Origin of the sequence: Veillonella sp. CAG:933 (assembly GCF_000431435.1) — a bacterium.
GTDB lineage: Bacteria > Bacillota > Negativicutes > Veillonellales > Veillonellaceae > Veillonella_A.
The window spans coordinates 1-17,977 of the sequence record NZ_HF986142.1; the positions used below are offsets into that span (position 1 = coordinate 1).

The window sequence follows — 17,977 nt, forward strand, 5'->3', positions numbered from 1 at the left end:
GTTTTGTCATGCCTATTCGGCGTACAATAAAAGAGCTCTCTTCGCAAAACTCACGAAGAGAGCTCTTATTGGTTACTAATATTTATACTATTTAATATTAAAAATTCGTTTACCGTTTTCAAGGGTAATGGCTGCTATTTCGTCTGCTTCCATACCACGTAAAGCGGCAATTTCCTGTGCTACGAACTGAGTCTTGCTCGGATCGTTACGACGCCCTCTGAATGGTGGCGGTGTCAAATACGGCGAATCCGTTTCAATCAATAAGCGATCGAGCGAAACCTGTTTGGCCACTTCTTTAAGCTTTGTAGACTTCGGAAATACTACCGGACCGGCAAAAGAAATATAAAAACCCATTTTAATGGCTTCTTTCGCCATTTCCCAACTGCCGGAATAGCAATGGAAGATACCGTAGTTCCCCTTGCCGTCATTGCGGAGCGTATCCATAATATCGCCGTGCGCATCGCGGTCATGAATAATAATCGGCAAATCCACTTCGCGGGCTAGTGCCAATTGGCGTTTGAATTCACGCATTTGCGTTTCACGGTCGGAAAAATCAAAGTAATAATCCAAACCGATTTCGCCGATAGCTCTTACCCGGTCATTATTAAGAGCTTGTTCTTTAAAATATTCATAATCCGCTTCCGTCACGTCTTTCGATTCGTGAGGATGCACGCCTACGGCTGCATACACATAATCGTATTTCTCAGCCAAAGCAATGGCTGATTCAGCGGTACCGCGGTCAACGGCAGGACACATAATATAGCGAACACCTTGTGCTCGGCAATCTGCCAACATGGCTTCACGGTCATTGTCGAAACGATTGTCGTTAATATGCGCATGCGTATCAAATAATTCCATCTTATTTCACCAAGCTTCCCGGAATAAGCGATTCAATGTTGGTTACTTCTAAGTTATCGGCAAAGTCGGAGGCCGATAAAATCATGCCGTACGATTCAATACCCATGAATTTCTTTGGCGCCAAGTTGGCAAGATAAATGACTTTTTTGCCAATCATATCTTCCGGTTCGTAGTACTGGGAAATACCGCTTACTACGGTGCGTTCTTCCACGCCCACATCTAAGACAAATTTTAAAAGTTTCTTGGATTTTTTAACTTTTTCACAGGAAATAACTTTAGCCACGCGCAAGTCGAGTTTGGCAAAATCGTCATATTCCACATTGTCTTTAATCGGTGGAATTTCCTGTTCACCTGCTTCGGCAGTTTCATTGGTACGGTCTGTTTCATCCGCACTTTCCGTACCTGTTTTAGCGGCCGCTTTTTCCTCTGCTTTAGTTTCAGTAGCTGCCGGTGCATCTACCATTTCAGGTACTTCGAAGCGAGGGTAAATCGGTTCCCCTTTTACTACTTTCGTGCCACTCACTAAACCGCCCCACTGACGTACATCGTCGATTTTGGCATCGGCGAAACCGGTAATGCCTAATTGATCCCAAATTTTAGGCGCGCCCGTAGGAATTACAGGATCCACAAGCACGGCAATAATGCGAAGTGCTTCCGCCAAATGATACATTACGGTCTGCAATTTTTCAGCATCCCCTGCTTCAGCCCCTTTAGCAAGTACCCAAGGCATAGTTTCGTCAATATATTTATTGGTACGGCTGATAAAGGCCCAAACTGCTTTCAACGCACGGTTCAAATCAAAGGCTTCCATGTAGGTTTCATAATCTTTAACCGTAGCTTCAGCCATAGCTGCTAAATCTTTGTCGTATTCGCTAACGGAAGGCATGGCCGTAATCACACCGCCGTGATATTTTTCAATCATCGCAACGGTACGATTTAACAAGTTACCTAAGTCGTTAGACAAATCGGAGTTAACGCGCTGTACAAAGTTAGGCAATGTAAAGTTACCGTCATTGCCCAAGTGAATTTCACTCAATAAGTAGTAACGAAGGGCATCGGAACCGTACATATTAATGAGCGGAATCGGATCCACCACGTTGCCGAGGGATTTACTCATTTTGGTGCCGTCTACAACGAGCCAGCCGTGGCCGAATACTTTTTTAGGAATCGGCAATTCAAGGCTCATGAGCATAATCGGCCAAATGATGGAGTGGAAACGTACGATTTCCTTACCTACCAAGTGAATGTCAGCAGGCCAGAATTTTTTGAATAAGCTGTCATCTTCTTCCAACGGATTCAATGCACTGATGTAGTTAACAAGGGCATCAAACCATACGTACACAACATGTTTAGGGTCAAACGGTACTTTAATGCCCCAATCAAAGCTGGTACGGGATACGGCCAAATCTTCAAGGCCCTGTTTAACGAATTGAATCATTTCGTTACGGCGTGCTTCCGGCTGGATGAAATCAGGATTTTCGTCGATAAATTTTAGCCATTGATCGGCGTATTTACCCATTCTGAAGAAATAGCTTTCTTCTTCGACCTGTTCTACAGGACGACCGCAATCAGGACAAGTATGGTTAGGGCCCAATTTTTGTTCGGTCCAGAATGTTTCATCCGGTGTGCAATACCAACCTTTGTATTTAGCTTTGTAAATATCGCCTTTGTCATAGGCTTTTTGGAATAAGTACTGAACTACTTTTTCATGACGTTTTTCCGTAGTGCGGATGAAATCATCATTGGAAATGTTAAGGGCTTTCCATAATTCTTGGAAGCCGGTAACAATTTTAGTGGTATATTCAAGCGGCGTAATCCCCATTGCTTCAGCAGCACGTTGGATTTTTTGGCCGTGTTCGTCAGAGCCTGTCAAAAAGCGCACATCATAGCCGGCGCGGCGTTTGAAACGTGCTACCGTATCGGCAATGGTCGTACAATAAGTATGACCGATATGAAGCTTGGCACTTGGGTAATAAATTGGTGTTGTAATATAAAATCGTTTGTTGGTTGTATCTGACATACAATAACCTCCTCTTATTCTATAACAAGGTGTAGCCTTCTGAATTTAATTATTTATCATTCACGGTTTCATCAATCTAAACATTTAATGCCTAATCGATTTATGTGTCCTGTGCCGCTTCAACGGCATTATACACATCGCGTCTGGCTACGCCCAGTCGTTTGGCAACTTCGCGTATTGCTTCTTTTTTAGCCGTTCCGGCTTCCATAAGCATCATCACAGCACTTACATAATCATCGGTTGACATTGTTTCCGTCGTCTCCGCCTCAGCCTCAACGGTGGCGGCACCGCCTACGACTAAAACAAATTCACCCTTAATAGTAACCAAATCCTCCGCTTTTTGCAAAGCTTCCAAGTTGGTACGCACAAAAGTTTCGAACTTTTTAGTCAACTCCCGCCCTACCACAATAGGACGATTGCCTAAATATTTATATAACTCCTGTAATGAAGCTTGTAAACGATGAGGCGCTTCGTAGAACAATAAAGTGCCTTCATATGTAGCCACGCGCTCCAACAATTCTTTGCGGTGACTGCTTTTCTTTGGTAAAAAGCCTAAAAAAGTAAATTCCCTCGTATCGAGCCCCGACGCAATGAGTGCCGTCAAGGCCGCATTCGGCCCGGGTAACGGTACCACAGGAATTCCCGCGTCTATGGCCGCTAATACAAGATCGGCGCCCGGATCGGAAATAGCCGGCATACCTGCATCACTGATAACCGCCACATCGTGACCGCTTAGTAACAACTCCATTAAGGGCTCTTCCTTCGCATCCTTATTATGCTCATGATAGGATATTAAAGGCTTTTTAATATCAAAATGTTTTAACAATAAGCCGCTGTGCCGCGTGTCTTCGGCCGCTATGGTATGCACTTCCTGTAAAACACGGACAGCCCGATAGGTCATATCTTCCAGATTGCCTATGGGCGTAGGTACTAAATATAAAGTTCCTTTAGTCTCTGTCATACCAACTACGCACCTCCTCACTGTACACATTCGGTGTGTCATAAATATATAAAGGGGCTTCTGTAATTAAACCGACCTGCCCCGCCTTACGCGCTTCAATGAGAACCAATTTAGCCGCTTTGCCCGGCATACTATGGACAAAACGCATTCGCTTCGGTTCTAATTTTGCTGCTTTTAAAGCACCCAATAAATCCATCAGTCGACTTACCGGGTAAATCCAAAAAGCCTGTCCCTGATATTTTACGAGCTTTGCTGCTGCCCTTGCAATATCAGAAATATCATACATCGTCTCATGACGAGCTAAACTCACATCAGAAGATTGGGGTATTGCTCCCTGCGCAGCCGTAAAATATGGTGGATTGATAAGAATTGCATCAAATCGCTCCACCCATTCAGGACCTTCAAGCTTACAGTAATCTGCTTCAACCAAAGAAATTTCCACTTCTTTTTGATTTAATGTAATATTACGGCGTGCTAAATCGGCCAGCACCGGATTCACTTCAACGGCCGTAATCTGCTTGGCGCCGAGAGCCGTCATGAGTAAAGGAATTACCCCTGTTCCCGTGCCTAAATCGGCATAGCGGCGCTTTTCACTAAGTTTTGGAAAATGCGCCAGTAATACCGCATCAATGGCAAAGCGAAATTGGTCGGTCCGCTGCCACAGCTTCATTCCGCCAATCAATAAATCGTCCAGTCGCTCCTCGTTATTCTTCATCAGGCAATACGATATCAGTCCACGGCAAGTCGATAGTACGACCTTCTTCCAGCTGTACTTTTACCGTTTTCTTGTTGCGATTAATCTTCAATACCTTGCCCATGCCTTCATCGGTTACTACATCTTTACCGATGCCCGGCGGTTCTATAATAACGGGCGCCACTTTAGTTTTCTGCGTATATAAATCGCCGCCTTTGGCATACAAATCATTTTCATAATTTAAGCAGCACATCAAACGCCCACATACACCGGAAATCTTCGTTGGATTAAGGCTTAAATTCTGATCCTTAGCCATGCGAATCGATACGGGTGAAAAATCCCCCAGGAATGTGGCACAGCATAAAGCACGGCCGCAAGCACCGATACTGTTTAAAATTTTAGCTTCATCGCGCACCCCTACCTGACGCAATTCAATACGCGTACGGAATACGGTGGCTAAATCTTTAACCAAATCACGGAAGTCAATGCGTCCGTCAGCGGTAAAGAAGAAGATGATTTTATTCATGTCAAAAGTATATTCAACATTGATAAGCTTCATCGGCAATTTGCGATTGGCAATTTTTTCCAAACAAATCTCAAACGCCTTTTCTTCACGCTGCTTATTTTTTTCTACTTGTTTGTAATCTTTCGGGGTGGCCTTACGGATTACGCTTTTAAGCGGTTGAATTACCGATTCTTCGTCCACTTGACGCGGTGCAATTACCACATCGCCGAATTCAAGACCGCGAGCCGTTTCAACAATAATACCGTCACCTAAGTTCAAGCTGGCACCACCGGGAGCAAAATAATAAATTTTACCCGCTTTTTTAAATCTAACACCGACTATGGTTGTCACTGGGTGTCCTCCTTTAAGGCTTGGCGAAGGGCAAGCAATACGCCATCCATAACCAAACCTGCTTTCACATTTAATCGAAGTGCCTCTTCCGCCGCCAGCGTTTCCCGCTCTACGGTCAATAAGGTTTTCACCTTCCATGACGGTAATATTTGCAATAAACGCTCTTTATGGAGAGGACACTGTAGTACATCATCCGGCGCACCGGCTCTTAAAGCCATCATGTCGCGCGCCAAAAGCCGCAACCAGCCCATTAACTCGCGCATGTCATCGCGTTTAAGGGATTCTGTTTGCAGACTCAACTGTGTAAAAAACAAAGCTTTCGGCAGCTGTTCCAGCATTTTTACGGTCTGTTCCAATAGTGGCAACGTGCCTCTCAGGACCAGCTCACGAACCAAATCAGGATTGCCCTGACCGGCTCCCAAAGCTTGTTGTAAATCTTCGGTAAAACCTTCCTTACGCAGTGCCGCCGTAATAATATCATTACTTACCGGTCCGAAAGGAACCAGCATGCACCGTGATTTAATAGTAGGTAACACCGAAGCAATTTGATTCGTTATAATTATGAAAAAAACATCAGCCGGCGGCTCCTCAATGGTTTTTAACATGGCATTGGCCATAACTGCATTAGTCGTTTGAAAATCTTCTACGATAACAACTCGCCGGCCGCCACCGGTACGCCCTAAATAGGAACTTAACAGCTCATACCACTGCTCTACCTTCAGCATATTCTTCATCGGCCGTAACCAAAAAGCCTGACCGCCATCAACGTAAATAGGAAGGCCTTCCGCTTCCGTTTTTTTCTCCGATTCGCCATCCGCTTGACGAGCATTCGCTACCGCTTCTAAAAACTGAGCGCCGCCGTCAGCCGAAAAGACTTGTCGGCCTATTAATAAAGAAGCTAAGCCAATAGCCGTATTTAATTTTCCCAGGCCCTTTTCCCCATAAAATAACAAACTATGGGGTAAGGTACCGCGCTCTACCAAGATCGTCAAATGGTCGATTGTAGCCTTTTGACCGATAACTTGCTCAAAATACGACATGGTGCCTCCTCAATGTATTACAACATATTTATTATATACCGTGAAGCCCCTAAAAAACAACTCAAAGCGAAGGCTCTAAGTCATTCAATACGGCAGCTACTGCGTTATACACATCCTCATGAATGGCTTCTATGGAGCGAAGATTCATATGCTCATCGGCACAGGCAATACGCTGCCAATTATAACGTGCCACCAATTCATCATAGGCTCCGTGAACACGGCCCAAATACGCATGGTCTTTCTCATGAATATCGCCGGTAGCGCCACCGGTTTTATGTTTGCGCTCCGCCATAAGTGCTTCGCTCACTGCAAGGGGCATATCCAGTAAACATACCGCATCAGGTCGCGGTAAGCCGAATTTTACGAACTCAAAATCTTCCAACCAGTCGAGGAATGCCTTGCGTTCCGCCGGGTCTTCATATTTTACCATTTGATGTACCATATTGGAGGTCGTATAGCGATCGGCTAAAATAATCCCCCCTTCTTCGTAGAAGTTTTGCCAATCCATGCGAAAAGAAGCAAATCTGTCCACAGCGTATAAAGAGCTGGCCACGAAGGGATTTACATCGGACGGTTTTTTACCGAAATCACCGGCTAAATACATCTTTACCGGCATGGCAGCCGGACTGTCGTAATTGGGAAAACTCACGGATTTTACCTTATAGCCTTCTTTGAGTAAACGTTCTTTCAATAGCGCCGTCTGCGTAGCTTTACCGCTACCGTCGCCACCTTCAATAATTATTAAACGGCCCACGGGTCACACCTCATTTACTAATAATACGAATTGTTTTTAATGTTTTATCAGCACAGCCATTTGGCAAAAAGCCCATGGCTTGCCGCTCTTTGATATAGGCCAACACCGCCGGTGTAATTCGTTCGCCTACGCTGACAAAGGGAATCCCCGGCGGGTAATAACTGATAGTCTCACCACTGATTTGCCCTGCCGTCTCCGCAAGGGCCACAGTTTCTGTTTTACTGTAAAAAGCCTCCCGTGGCGTCAGTACCACTTCCGGACTTGGTAAACGCGTACCCGTAGCCAATGGCTTTGCCTGAGGGCTTGATTGCTTAAATTCCTTTACATTCGCCGCCACCTTACTTACCGCATCGACCAGTCGTTTAATACTGTCCTTGGTATCGCCTAGCGTAATGAGCACCAACACATGATAAGCCTGTACCAATTCTACCTCGATACCTTCCTTGCGAAGCAATTTTTCCGCTTCTACACCGGTCAAGCCGAGCTCATAAAAATCAATGAGCACCTTGGTCGCATCATAATCATATAAACCGTTAAAATCTTCCGCAGCCGGTACATTAATCCCCGGAATGTTCTGCAAATCCCGGCGCAATTCCTGTGCCAGCATTTCCGCCTTGGTGACTAACTCACGGCCTTTTGTCGCCATTTGATGCCGCGCCATATCAAGGCTGGCCAGAAATATATAATTAGGACTGGTACTTTGCAAAATCTGATGCACCTGCGTGATGCGTCGTTCATTAATGAGCATATCCTGTCCATGAAGCATCGATGTTTGTGTTAAAGATCCGATTAATTTATGCGTACTTTGTGCCACTAAATCGGCGCCGCAGGCCAAGGCACTTTTAGGTAAGTTTTTACCAAACGGCAAATGGGCTCCATGAGCTTCATCTACAAGAACAATAACACCTTTCTTATGAGCTAATAATACTATAGCTTCTAAATCAATGGCAATGCCATAATAATTCGGGTTTACCAAAACGATGGCTTTCGCCTCCGGATGCTCGTTTAAGACTGTTTCTACTTCACTAGGTGTAGTCCCCAACGGTACACCGAAGCGCTCGTCAAAACGCCCTTCCAAGTAGACCGGCTTGGCGCCACTTAAAATTAAACCGCCCATTACTGAGCGGTGTGCTTCACGGGGAATAATAATCGTATCACCGGCACCGACTGTGCCCATAATCATTGTTTCAATTAAAGCGGTGGTTCCGTTTATAGAAAACCAAGTGTAATCGGCCCCATATAATTGAGCCGCCAAATCTTGCGCTTCTTTTAACGAACCTTCCGGTTCATGTAAATCATCCAGCGCATACATCACGCCTAAATCATACGGCAGTGCCGGATCCATCCATGCTTTTAATGTAGCAGGCGCTCCTACGCCTATTTTATGACCTGGTGTATGAAACGGCACGAAATGCTCTTCTTTATAAGCCTCCAACGCTTCTACAAAAGGCATGCGTGACTGATTTAATGCTATATTATTACGTTCCCTATTATTATTTTTCGTTTGTGTATGTGTTTTCAAAATAAAACCTCTGTTTGCTTATTTTTATATACATACAATTATACCATTTTATAGTAATGGCGGTGTATCTATTTGTAATTTTATAAATACTAAATCGCTATTTATAATTTTCTACAAAATATTGACGTAATTCCCGGCCCCGCTCATTGCTCGTTTTAATGCGATCCAAAGCCTCACGTAAGGAATCCTGCAACCGATAGGTATTAAGCTCTGCCGGTTTGACCCAAGCAAAGTCTGTGTGTTCGTCCGACAATACTACATCACGATTATTTGCTTTGGCAATGAAGATGACCCCTGTCAAAAACTGCAATTTATTGCGTTTGTAGGACCACAGACCGGCTACATCCAGCAGTTCGACCGTAAGACCGGTTTCTTCACGAACTTCTCGTAACGCCGCATCATGTAAATCTTCACCAAACTCGAGACCGCCACCGGGAAATTCCCATGGTCTGAGTCCTTCTCTATCCTTTTTTTGTAATAATAAAATATCGCCATCGCAAAAAATCATACATTTCACTGACATTCCCATACGCCTTGTTTGGCGTGGCCCGGCAGGAAACGAACGTTGCTTACGCGGTTTATGATTTTGTCGTACGAACATGTAATCCTCCGTTCTCCCTTATATCGAAAAAAAGGAGACTATAGCTCCGTATAGTCTCCTGTGTTTACGCTAAAGCTTACTTGCTATAAGCGGCCGCATATTGCGTACCTAGCGTTACATATTTTTCCATTTGCTGAATAACATCTCGCAACTGATATTTACTCAATGTTGTTAACTCTTTGCCTCTGGCGGCATAATTAATAATGTGAGAAATCTCGAAACCACTATATCCCAGCACCGATAAGCGGTTCGATAAACTTTGAATCTTGTTCATAATCGAACCTCCTTTGTTATTCTTATAACTTACAGCGATTTGGGTTAAAACCAACTGCTAAAAAGTGGTTGGGTTATTACCACATACCCGTACGACTGCTCAGGAATGTTCAAGATTATGACATTGTTGGGTTTAAAGTTCATCCTCCTCAAGCATTAACACTGACAATCTATCCGGATAATAGAGTTATTATATCGAAATTATTAAAACTTGTCAAGTGTTATTATTAAATATTCTCACTTAACCGTTATTTTAAAACCATACGCAATCAGCATTACGCGACTATTATTGACGACGACCTTTACGTGGGTTGTATAAATTCATACCTTTGTCGAGCCCTACCTCTAAGGTGCCTAAAATAGCTTTAGCCATATCTTCAATGCCTTTATTCACCTTATCCTGCTGTTCTTCCGGGAACGGTGCCAATACATGGTCGATAACCGTCCATTGCGGTAACGGTCGGCCGATACCGAAACGGAAATGAGGAAACTCTGATGTGCCCATATGAGCAATGAGGGATTTAATCCCATTATGCCCACCGGCACTGCCATTAGGGCGAATACGGATTTTACCAACCGGCAAATCCATATCATCGTAGACACAATATACATCGGCCGGATCTATTTTATAATACCGCATCAAAGGGCCTACCGATTCACCACTGGCATTCATAAACGTCTGCGGTTTTACCAAAAGAACCTTCTCGCCGTCAATTGTTATCGTCGTAATGAGCGCTTTAAAATCTTCACGCCATGGCGTATGAGCTTCTTTCGCCGCCATAGCATCGATGACCATAAAGCCTATATTATGTTTTGTCTTTTCATATTCACGGCCCGGATTCCCGAGCCCTACAACCATTTTCACTGTTTACATCCTTTATCTACGAAAAACAGAACCTCCGGAAAGGATTCCGGAGGTTACACACATCGCTCTACAGAGGCATAAACAGCCATGCAGAGAAAAATTATTTGTCAAACAAATTACTTACGGATACTTCGTGGAAGATACGCATAATAGCTTCACCCAATAAAGGCGCTACCGACAAGGACGTAATATTTGGTAATTTATGTTCTTCCGGTAAATCAATTGTATTGGTTACGATTAATTCCTTAATATTGGAGTTTTCAATGCGTTCGCAAGCAGGGTCAGTCAATACAGCATGCGTTACACAAGCCATAACAGATTTAGCACCGAATTCTTTAAGTGCTTTAGCCCCTTCAACCAAAGAGCCCGCTGTATCAACGATATCATCGATAATGATGCAGTTCTTACCTTCTACATTACCGATTAAGTTCATAACTTTAGCCACACCCGGTTGCGGACGTTTCTTTTCGATAATCGCAATCGGCGCACCGATACGATCGGCCAAATCACGAGCACGCGTTACACCGCCAAGGTCAGGCGATACAACGATTAAATCTTCCATTTTCTTTTCGTTAATGTATTTTGCCAAAATGGAGGCACCGAATAAGTGGTCCACCGGCACATTGAAAAAGCCTTGAATCTGACCGGCATGAAGGTCAATTGTTACCAAACGAGTGATGCCGGCTGTCTGCATTAAGTCAGCTACCAATTTAGCCGTAATCGGTTCACGACCGCGAGTTTTACGGTCCTGACGAGCATAGCCATAGTACGGTACTACCGCCGTAATGTGACGCGCAGAGGCACGTTTTAAGGCATCAGCCATAACTAATAACTCAATTAAATTATCATTTACCGGATAGCTGGTAGGTTGCACGATAAATACATCTTTACCGCGTACGCTTTCATCAATCATAATCTGTACTTCGCCATTGTTGAAACGACCTACGAACGCTTCGCCTAAAGGTAAGCCTAAGTAATCACAGATTTCTTTCGCCAACTCCGGATTCGCATTACCTGTGAAAATTTTAAGTTTCTTACCGTCTTCAAATGCCATGATTCAATACCCCTTTTGCTAATTAATAACTTCGTTGCTCCTAGCAAACCTCATCTTTATTATTGTATACTATTACCGTCTTTATTGCAAAAAAGTAAACAACTTTTTTCTATTTTTTCTTAAATGTATCGTCAGTCACCCAGTTTTCTTTTACAATCTGACGAGCCCGACCTACCGCCAAAGATTTAGCCGGTACATCTTTGGTAATGGTGGAACCGGCGCCGATATAACTGTAATCACCTACCGAAACCGGGGCTACCAAATTAGAGTTACAGCCCACAAAAGCACCGTCACCGATTTTAGTACGGTGTTTTAATTTGCCGTCATAGTTAACCGTAATTGTACCGCATCCTATATTAACGCCGCTGCCCACATCACTGTCACCAATATACGATAAGTGTGGGAATTTAGTCCCTTTACCGACAATACTGTTCTTCACTTCCACAAAGTTACCGATATGAACGGATTCGCCGATAACTGTATCAGGGCGTAAATGTACATACGGTCCGATATCGGCACCGTCTTTTACTTCACAATCATGAGCATAGGTAAAATGCATAACCACTTCGTTGCCCACCTTTACATTGGTTAAACGACTATGTGGTCCGATTTTGCAACCTTCACCGATAACCGTTGACCCTTCAAGCAAGGTCCCCGGTAAAATTACCGTATCGGCACCGATTACAACTTCCGGTGCAATATAAGTGGATGCGGGATCGATAATCGTCACACCGAGGTCCATGAAATGACGGTTCGTGCGCTCACGCAAAATACGTTCTGCTTCCGCCAATTGTGCTCGGGAGTTAACGCCTAACGACTCTTCTTCGTTGGTCATCATATAGGCACTTACACGGTCACCCTGATTTACCAAAATACCTACCACATCGGTAATATAGAGTTCGCCCTGCGCATTGTCATCGGATAACTGTTCCAAACACGGCCATAGCTTCTCACTGTCAAAGGCATACATACCGGTATTGATTTCCTGTACCGCCAACTCTTCCGGTTTGCCGTCTTTTTGTTCCACAATGCGAAGAACCTTACCCGTCCCTTCTTCGCGAATAATGCGGCCGTACCCGGTCGGATCAGCCATATGAGCCGTCAACACAGTAGCCGCTGCACCGGTTGCTTCATGTTCGGCTAACAGCGCTTCCAACGATTCACGCGTTACGAGTGGCGTATCACCGCAGAGCAATAATATGGTCCCTTTGTAATCACCTAATAAAGGTTTGGCCTGCTTAACAGCATGGCCGGTGCCTTTTTGCTCGGTCTGGGTCACGAATTCAGCAGCCTCACCCAAGTACGCCTGCACTTGTTCACCGCCAAAACCGACAATTACAACATTGCGTTCTGTGCCCACTGTTTTTACGGTTTCAAGTACGCGTTCCACCATAGGCTTGCCCGCTACGGGATGCAATACTTTCGGTAGTTTAGACTTCATGCGGGTCCCTTTACCGGCCGCTAAAATCAAAGATGTAATAGGTTTCATACAATTAGGCCTCCTTATCAGCCTCTAAATTTACAGGTTCGATATCAATACTGCGTGTTTCTTCATTAACACCATTAAGAATTAAGAGTGCTTCGCAATCTTTTACAACTTTAGGATCCGGCGTCGATACCAGTACACCGATACCAACCACGGTGCCGCCCATTTCGGTAACCAGCTCCCGCATGCCGTTCGCCGTACCGCCGGCTTTCATAAAATCATCAATGAGCAATACTTTGGATTTAGGCGGAATGGCCCGTTTCGTAAGCGACATAGTCTGAATGCGACGATTCGATCCGGTCACATAGTTAATACTGATAGACGAACCTTCTGTCACCTTGCTGTCACGGCGCGCAATAACAAGGGGTTTGTTAAAAGCTCGCGCCACCATAACCGCCAACGGAATTCCTTTTGTTTCTACCGTCATAATATAGTCCGGGTTCCGGTCGGCAAAGCGAGTCATAAAAATCTCGCCTAAACGGCTGGCAATATGCCAATCATATAAAATATCCGACATATACAAGAAACCACCCGGAATTACGCGGTCCGGTTCTTGTAAACGCTGCTGTACTTCACGAAGGACAGACATGGCCCGCTCCCCTTGCCGATACGGGATAAAGCGAACACCACCGGCTACTCCGGCCACCGTTTCCAAGGTGCCTAAGGAAAAATGTTGCAAAGCTGTTTTCACGGAACTTAAATCTTCGCTGAGTGTGGACTTTGCAATATCAAAAAAATCGCAAAAATAGCGTAAAGATATCAATTCTTGCGGAGAATCTACCAACAGTTTAGTAAGCGCTACCATGCGCTCAACGCGTCGCACTTTTTCCACTGTATACCTCCTTATACAAAAAAATAACGTTGCCAACTATGCCAACAACCTTGTTCTCTTTTAAGGATACCACAAAACGTTCGGAAAATACATACTTTAAAGGTAAAAATCCATACATTCAAGGTTAATTTTTATCTGAACGTTCGTAGTTTGCAAGTATCTTTCAAGAGTGGATAGTCAAAACATCCATTACCTATCAAACATTACGACTAGCCCATTCCGTATTTTGAATAACAAAAGAGACTATAACCTAAACGAAGAAATGAATCCTCGTTTTTGTTACAGCCTCTTTAGCTGCATTTTAGATGTTAATAAATAATTGAATTCATAAAAGTAAATTCATACATAGTACTAACGCTTCTCTAAAATCTTATTCTCTTATTCTAAAATATAAACCTTAACGGTTTGTCGACCAAAATCTATGGCCTCGCCATGAGAATCCATGGCTAAATCGATACGATTACCAATAATACCGCCGCCGGTATCATCCGCGACTGCATATCCGTAGCCCTCGACATAAACCGCTGTGCCTAACGGAATCACATCAGGATCCACTGACACATACCCACGTTTCAATAAATTGCCTCGTGCCGTATATGAAGAATTACCCGGATCATATGCGGAATAGGCTGTGGCATTCATCGTCATCGTCTTCTTATACTCTGTCGGAATACCGCGCTCTTTAGCTAAGAGCTCCATTGTCTTGCTGTCCACTTCACCGGTTACGGTTAATCCGTTTGCCTTCTGGAAACGTTTTAAGGCATTGGCTGTGCCATTGCCGAAAATACCGTCAATCGAACCCGGTGAAAAACCACTGTGGGCTAAACGAGCCTGCAAATCGGAAACCGAGCGACCTCGATCACCAAAACGTGACACTTCTACGCTATTGCGCACATTGCGAGACTGTTGTGCTGCTGCAAATTTCTTATTGTTCTCTTTCATCGCTGCCAAGGTGTCGCTATCCACCTTACCCGTAGCGGATAAGCCGTTTTGTTTTTGGAACATGCGCACTGCATATTCCGTATTATTACCAAAAACACCGTCAGCTGTATCAACCAAGTACCCTTGCGTTATCATCAAACGCTGAACAAATTGTACTTCGCTGCCGCGATCGCCGCGTCCTACATCAGCCAATACTACTGAAGTACAAGCCATTAGAAACGTTAAGAGAACTGTCACTATTCTAAGTTTTCTCAATATTTCCACCTCGTATCTAAATGCAATACTATTTTACTTTATTTTGGGAATTTTGTCAAAATTCGCCCCCTTTTATCAATTATAATCACCACTTTAATCAAAATAAACGGGGCTTTTTCCCACTTCGATTAATATCTTCGATATAGTTATTCATTTAGCCGTATATTTAGTTGACCCTAGCATGTCTCAACGGGGAAACTAAAAGGACTGCTACTCTTTCTTAAAAGTAACAGTCCCAGCATCAATCGTTATCGTTTCAAACGATTATACTAAATGATTTTTATGGAAAAACGGATCTTCCGGTTCAGTTAATTTCACTTCCGGAGTAAAGAAGCGAAGCATAATATAACCGAAAATACCGGATACAATAGAACCTAAGAAAATACCGACTTTGGCAATCTCCTGCGCATGGCCCGGCGGGAATGCCAATAAATTAACGAAAAGACTCATGGTAAAACCTACACCACAACAGAGGGATACGCCGTAAACATGTTTCCACGTAAGTGGCTTAGGCATCGGTACAATCTTCGTTTTAACAAGAACAAACATGATACCGAAAATGCCGATTTGCTTGCCCACGAAAAGGCCCAGGGAAATCCCCAAAATAACCGGATGCATAAGTTCGGACCACTGGAAGTCGCCAAAGGAAACGCCCGCATTGGCAAAACCGAACAACGGTATGATAAGGAACGTAATCCAACCGCCCAATGCCTCATGCCAATCATTTAACGGCGATAATTCCACGCCGTTACGCAACACTTTGGACGGAATCGTCATGGCTAAAATTACACCAGACAAAGTAGCGTGTAAACCGGATTTGAAGATACAGAACCAAAGAGCTACGCCAAGAATAATGTACGGCCACGGGCTGACTACGTCTTTTTTATTCAATAATAAGAGCAATACAAAAACAAGAACCGCACCACCCAAGTACATAAACTCTAAGGAAGGTGTATAGACAGCGGCAATAATTATTACGGCAATTAAATCGTCAACTACGGCCAAGGTTGTCAAAAATACTTTCGCTGCCAACGGTACTCGCGATCCCAATAAGGAAATAATACCGATGGAAAAGGCAATATCCGTTGCCGTCGGAATCGCCCAACCGCGAACCAATTCGCTTTGGTTATAAGTAAAAAACGTATATATCAAAGCCGGCATTAAAACACCGAATACGGCCGCAATGGTCGGTAACAAGCGTTTAGCATTTGTATTTAGCTCGCCTTCGAGCATTTCATGTTTTACTTCAAGGCCGACGCCTAAGAAAAATACGGCCATTAATACATCGTTAATCCAATGAGATACGGATAAAGGACCTACGTACGTATGCAATATTTCTTCGTACTGCGGACCGAACGACGAATTAGCTACGAGCACGGCCAGTACTGCCGTTAACAGCAATAAAATGCCCCCCGTAGCCGGCGCTTGAAAAACTTTTTTAAGACTCTCCATATGTTTCCTTCACTTTCTCACACATTCATAACCTCTCATAAGCTTCATCACATTTTATAATTTATGGTGATGCGCTAACTTAACTAATTCCTCTGCACTACTTAGTATACCCTATTCAAAATAAAACTGGCAATAAAATAAAGAGGTTTATTGAAAATTTTCAATAAACCTCTTAGTATACAATTTTATATTGTTAAAATCCCCAACAACGCTGTAGGAACTCCAATACCAACCTATCAATAATTACTATAAAACTAATCTTCTTTCCGTTCTAAGGCACTTACATCAGGCGTTAAGAATCTAAGTACTAAATACCCTAACACACCGGAGAGAATGGAGCCCATGAAAATACCGACTTTCGCCATTTCCTGAGCATGACCGGCCGGAAATGCCAATAAATCGACGAACAAGCTCATAGTAAAGCCAATCCCGCAGCAAAGAGCAATGCCGTATACGTGAGACCAAGTTGCATGAACCGGCATGTCAACCAATTTAGTTTTAACTAAAACAAATACGGTAGCAAATACGCCAATTTGTTTACCTAAGAAGAGTGCTAAAGAAACACCGAGTACAACCGGATGGAATAAATCGGAGTATGTAAAGTCCCCAAAGGATACCCCGGCATTAACAAAGCCGAACAGCGGTAAGATTAGGAAGGTAATCCATTTGATTAACGCATTGTTCCACTGCATTATCGGTGAAATCAAACGACCCGTGCTGTATTTAGCCCGATACGGTATGGTCATGGCCAGAATAACACCGGACAATGTCGCATGAAGACCGGATCTAAAGATACAGTACCATAAGCCGAGGCCGAGAATAATATACGGAATAGGATGGAAAATCCCTCTTTTATTCAGTATCATCAAGAGAACAAAAATCACTACCGCCAATCCCATGAATAAAAATGACAAAGATTCGGTATACACGGCAGCAATGATAATAACCGCAATCAAATCATCCACAACAGCCAATGTAGTAAGTAATACTTTCATGGCTACCGGAACGCGCGTCCCCAATAAAGAAACTACGCCAATGGAGAACGCTATATCCGTCGCTGTCGGAATAGCCCAACCTCTATGGTATAAAGGGTTGGCATGGTTAAATGCGAAATAAATAATGGCCGGAACCATAACACCGCAACAAGCGCATATGGTCGGTAAAATACGCTTCGCATTCGTATTTAATTCACCGTAAATCATTTCATGCTTAATTTCAAGACCAACGCCTAAGAAGAATATGGCCATTAAAACATCGTTAACCCACAAATCAACCGGGAATGGTCCCAACGGTAGTTTTAAGAACATAAAATACTGTTCTGCCAGTGATGAGTTTGCTACTCCGACTGCCAGTGCAGCTGAGATAAGTAATAAAATCCCACCGGCTGAAGGAGACTGTAGAAATGATTTAATCCAAGCCATAATCTCCTCTTCTTTCTTAAGGAAATAAACTTTACAATAATTTTGATAATCTCACTTTCCGTTCGTTTATTTCCTTTTAGTTATTTTATAT

The 17,977-nt window shown here is 43.6% G+C and carries 17 protein-coding genes; all 17 read right to left on the minus strand.

Annotated features, from left to right (window positions below):
* Window positions 1-87: 87 nt before the first annotated feature.
* The 17 genes from QZL64_RS01760 to nhaA (QZL64_RS01840) all read right to left on the minus strand — a co-directional run bounded on the left by QZL64_RS01760 (window position 88) and on the right by nhaA (QZL64_RS01840) (window position 17,889).
* Window positions 88-858 (minus strand): TatD family hydrolase, encoded by a 771-nt coding sequence (locus tag QZL64_RS01760; RefSeq protein WP_021840334.1) that lies wholly within the window; start codon window positions 856-858, stop codon window positions 88-90.
* Between the two features lies 1 nt (window position 859).
* Complete coding sequence (gene metG / locus QZL64_RS01765; protein ID WP_021840335.1) at window positions 860-2,878, minus strand: methionine--tRNA ligase; 2,019 nt, start codon at window positions 2,876-2,878, stop codon at window positions 860-862.
* Window positions 2,879-2,978: 100 nt separating this feature from the next.
* Window positions 2,979-3,839, minus strand: coding sequence for a 16S rRNA (cytidine(1402)-2'-O)-methyltransferase (gene rsmI / locus QZL64_RS01770; RefSeq protein WP_021840336.1), 861 nt, complete (start codon window positions 3,837-3,839; stop codon window positions 2,979-2,981).
* Window positions 3,826-4,554, minus strand: a complete 729-nt coding sequence (locus QZL64_RS01775) for a tRNA1(Val) (adenine(37)-N6)-methyltransferase (RefSeq protein ID WP_021840337.1) — start codon at window positions 4,552-4,554, stop codon at window positions 3,826-3,828. Before QZL64_RS01775 ends, rsmI begins: the two co-directional genes overlap by 14 nt.
* Entirely contained in the window at window positions 4,544-5,389 is an 846-nt protein-coding gene (locus QZL64_RS01780) for a PSP1 domain-containing protein (protein ID WP_021840338.1), read from the minus strand. The genes QZL64_RS01775 and QZL64_RS01780 overlap by 11 nt, the downstream gene beginning before the upstream one ends.
* On the minus strand, window positions 5,386-6,429 hold the full coding sequence (locus tag QZL64_RS01785; RefSeq protein ID WP_021840339.1) for a DNA polymerase III subunit: 1,044 nt from the start codon (window positions 6,427-6,429) through the stop codon (window positions 5,386-5,388). The genes QZL64_RS01780 and QZL64_RS01785 overlap by 4 nt, the downstream gene beginning before the upstream one ends.
* A 61-nt stretch (window positions 6,430-6,490) precedes the next feature.
* Entirely contained in the window at window positions 6,491-7,183 is a 693-nt protein-coding gene (locus QZL64_RS01790) for a dTMP kinase (RefSeq protein WP_021840340.1), read from the minus strand.
* Window positions 7,184-7,193: 10 nt separating this feature from the next.
* Window positions 7,194-8,636, minus strand: coding sequence for an aminotransferase class I/II-fold pyridoxal phosphate-dependent enzyme (locus QZL64_RS01795; protein WP_226974550.1), 1,443 nt, complete (start codon window positions 8,634-8,636; stop codon window positions 7,194-7,196).
* Between the two features lie 166 nt (window positions 8,637-8,802).
* Complete coding sequence (locus QZL64_RS01800; RefSeq protein ID WP_021840342.1) at window positions 8,803-9,306, minus strand: NUDIX hydrolase; 504 nt, start codon at window positions 9,304-9,306, stop codon at window positions 8,803-8,805.
* A gap of 76 nt (window positions 9,307-9,382) precedes the next feature.
* Complete coding sequence (locus tag QZL64_RS01805; RefSeq protein WP_021840343.1) at window positions 9,383-9,580, minus strand: hypothetical protein; 198 nt, start codon at window positions 9,578-9,580, stop codon at window positions 9,383-9,385.
* A gap of 285 nt (window positions 9,581-9,865) precedes the next feature.
* A complete protein-coding gene (pth, locus tag QZL64_RS01810) occupies window positions 9,866-10,444 on the minus strand; it encodes an aminoacyl-tRNA hydrolase (protein WP_127058995.1) in 579 nt (192 codons plus the stop codon).
* A gap of 100 nt (window positions 10,445-10,544) precedes the next feature.
* A complete protein-coding gene (locus tag QZL64_RS01815; RefSeq protein WP_021840345.1) occupies window positions 10,545-11,498 on the minus strand; it encodes a ribose-phosphate diphosphokinase in 954 nt (317 codons plus the stop codon).
* Between the two features lie 109 nt (window positions 11,499-11,607).
* A complete protein-coding gene (glmU, locus tag QZL64_RS01820) occupies window positions 11,608-12,987 on the minus strand; it encodes a bifunctional UDP-N-acetylglucosamine diphosphorylase/glucosamine-1-phosphate N-acetyltransferase GlmU (protein ID WP_021840346.1) in 1,380 nt (459 codons plus the stop codon).
* Between the two features lie 4 nt (window positions 12,988-12,991).
* On the minus strand, window positions 12,992-13,816 hold the full coding sequence (purR, locus tag QZL64_RS01825) for a pur operon repressor (RefSeq protein WP_021840347.1): 825 nt from the start codon (window positions 13,814-13,816) through the stop codon (window positions 12,992-12,994).
* Between the two features lie 378 nt (window positions 13,817-14,194).
* Entirely contained in the window at window positions 14,195-15,013 is an 819-nt protein-coding gene (locus QZL64_RS01830) for a peptidoglycan-binding protein (RefSeq protein ID WP_021840348.1), read from the minus strand.
* Window positions 15,014-15,277: 264 nt separating this feature from the next.
* Window positions 15,278-16,465: a Na+/H+ antiporter NhaA gene (gene nhaA / locus QZL64_RS01835; RefSeq protein ID WP_021840349.1), complete on the minus strand. Its 1,188-nt coding sequence runs from the start codon at window positions 16,463-16,465 to the stop codon at window positions 15,278-15,280.
* Between the two features lie 254 nt (window positions 16,466-16,719).
* Window positions 16,720-17,889 carry a Na+/H+ antiporter NhaA gene (gene nhaA / locus QZL64_RS01840; RefSeq protein ID WP_295241467.1) on the minus strand — a complete coding sequence of 390 codons (1,170 nt, stop codon included), beginning with the start codon at window positions 17,887-17,889 and terminating at the stop codon, window positions 16,720-16,722.
* Window positions 17,890-17,977 lie beyond the last annotated feature (88 nt).

What these genes read in the sequence shown, in the direction of transcription:
- QZL64_RS01760 (WP_021840334.1), bottom strand. Translation starts at nt 858, where the DNA reads ATGGAATTATTTGATACGCATGCGCATATTAACGACAATCGTTTCGAC.
- metG (WP_021840335.1), bottom strand. Translation starts at nt 2,878, where the DNA reads ATGTCAGATACAACCAACAAACGATTTTATATTACAACACCAATTTAT.
- rsmI (WP_021840336.1), bottom strand. Translation starts at nt 3,839, where the DNA reads ATGACAGAGACTAAAGGAACTTTATATTTAGTACCTACGCCCATAGGC.
- QZL64_RS01775 (WP_021840337.1), bottom strand. Translation starts at nt 4,554, where the DNA reads ATGAAGAATAACGAGGAGCGACTGGACGATTTATTGATTGGCGGAATG.
- QZL64_RS01785 (WP_021840339.1), bottom strand. Translation starts at nt 6,429, where the DNA reads ATGTCGTATTTTGAGCAAGTTATCGGTCAAAAGGCTACAATCGACCAT.
- QZL64_RS01795 (WP_226974550.1), bottom strand. Translation starts at nt 8,636, where the DNA reads ATGCCTTTTGTAGAAGCGTTGGAGGCTTATAAAGAAGAGCATTTCGTG.
- QZL64_RS01800 (WP_021840342.1), bottom strand. Translation starts at nt 9,306, where the DNA reads ATGTTCGTACGACAAAATCATAAACCGCGTAAGCAACGTTCGTTTCCT.
- QZL64_RS01805 (WP_021840343.1), bottom strand. Translation starts at nt 9,580, where the DNA reads ATGAACAAGATTCAAAGTTTATCGAACCGCTTATCGGTGCTGGGATAT.
- QZL64_RS01815 (WP_021840345.1), bottom strand. Translation starts at nt 11,498, where the DNA reads ATGGCATTTGAAGACGGTAAGAAACTTAAAATTTTCACAGGTAATGCG.
- glmU (WP_021840346.1), bottom strand. Translation starts at nt 12,987, where the DNA reads ATGAAACCTATTACATCTTTGATTTTAGCGGCCGGTAAAGGGACCCGC.
- nhaA (WP_021840349.1), bottom strand. Translation starts at nt 16,465, where the DNA reads ATGGAGAGTCTTAAAAAAGTTTTTCAAGCGCCGGCTACGGGGGGCATT.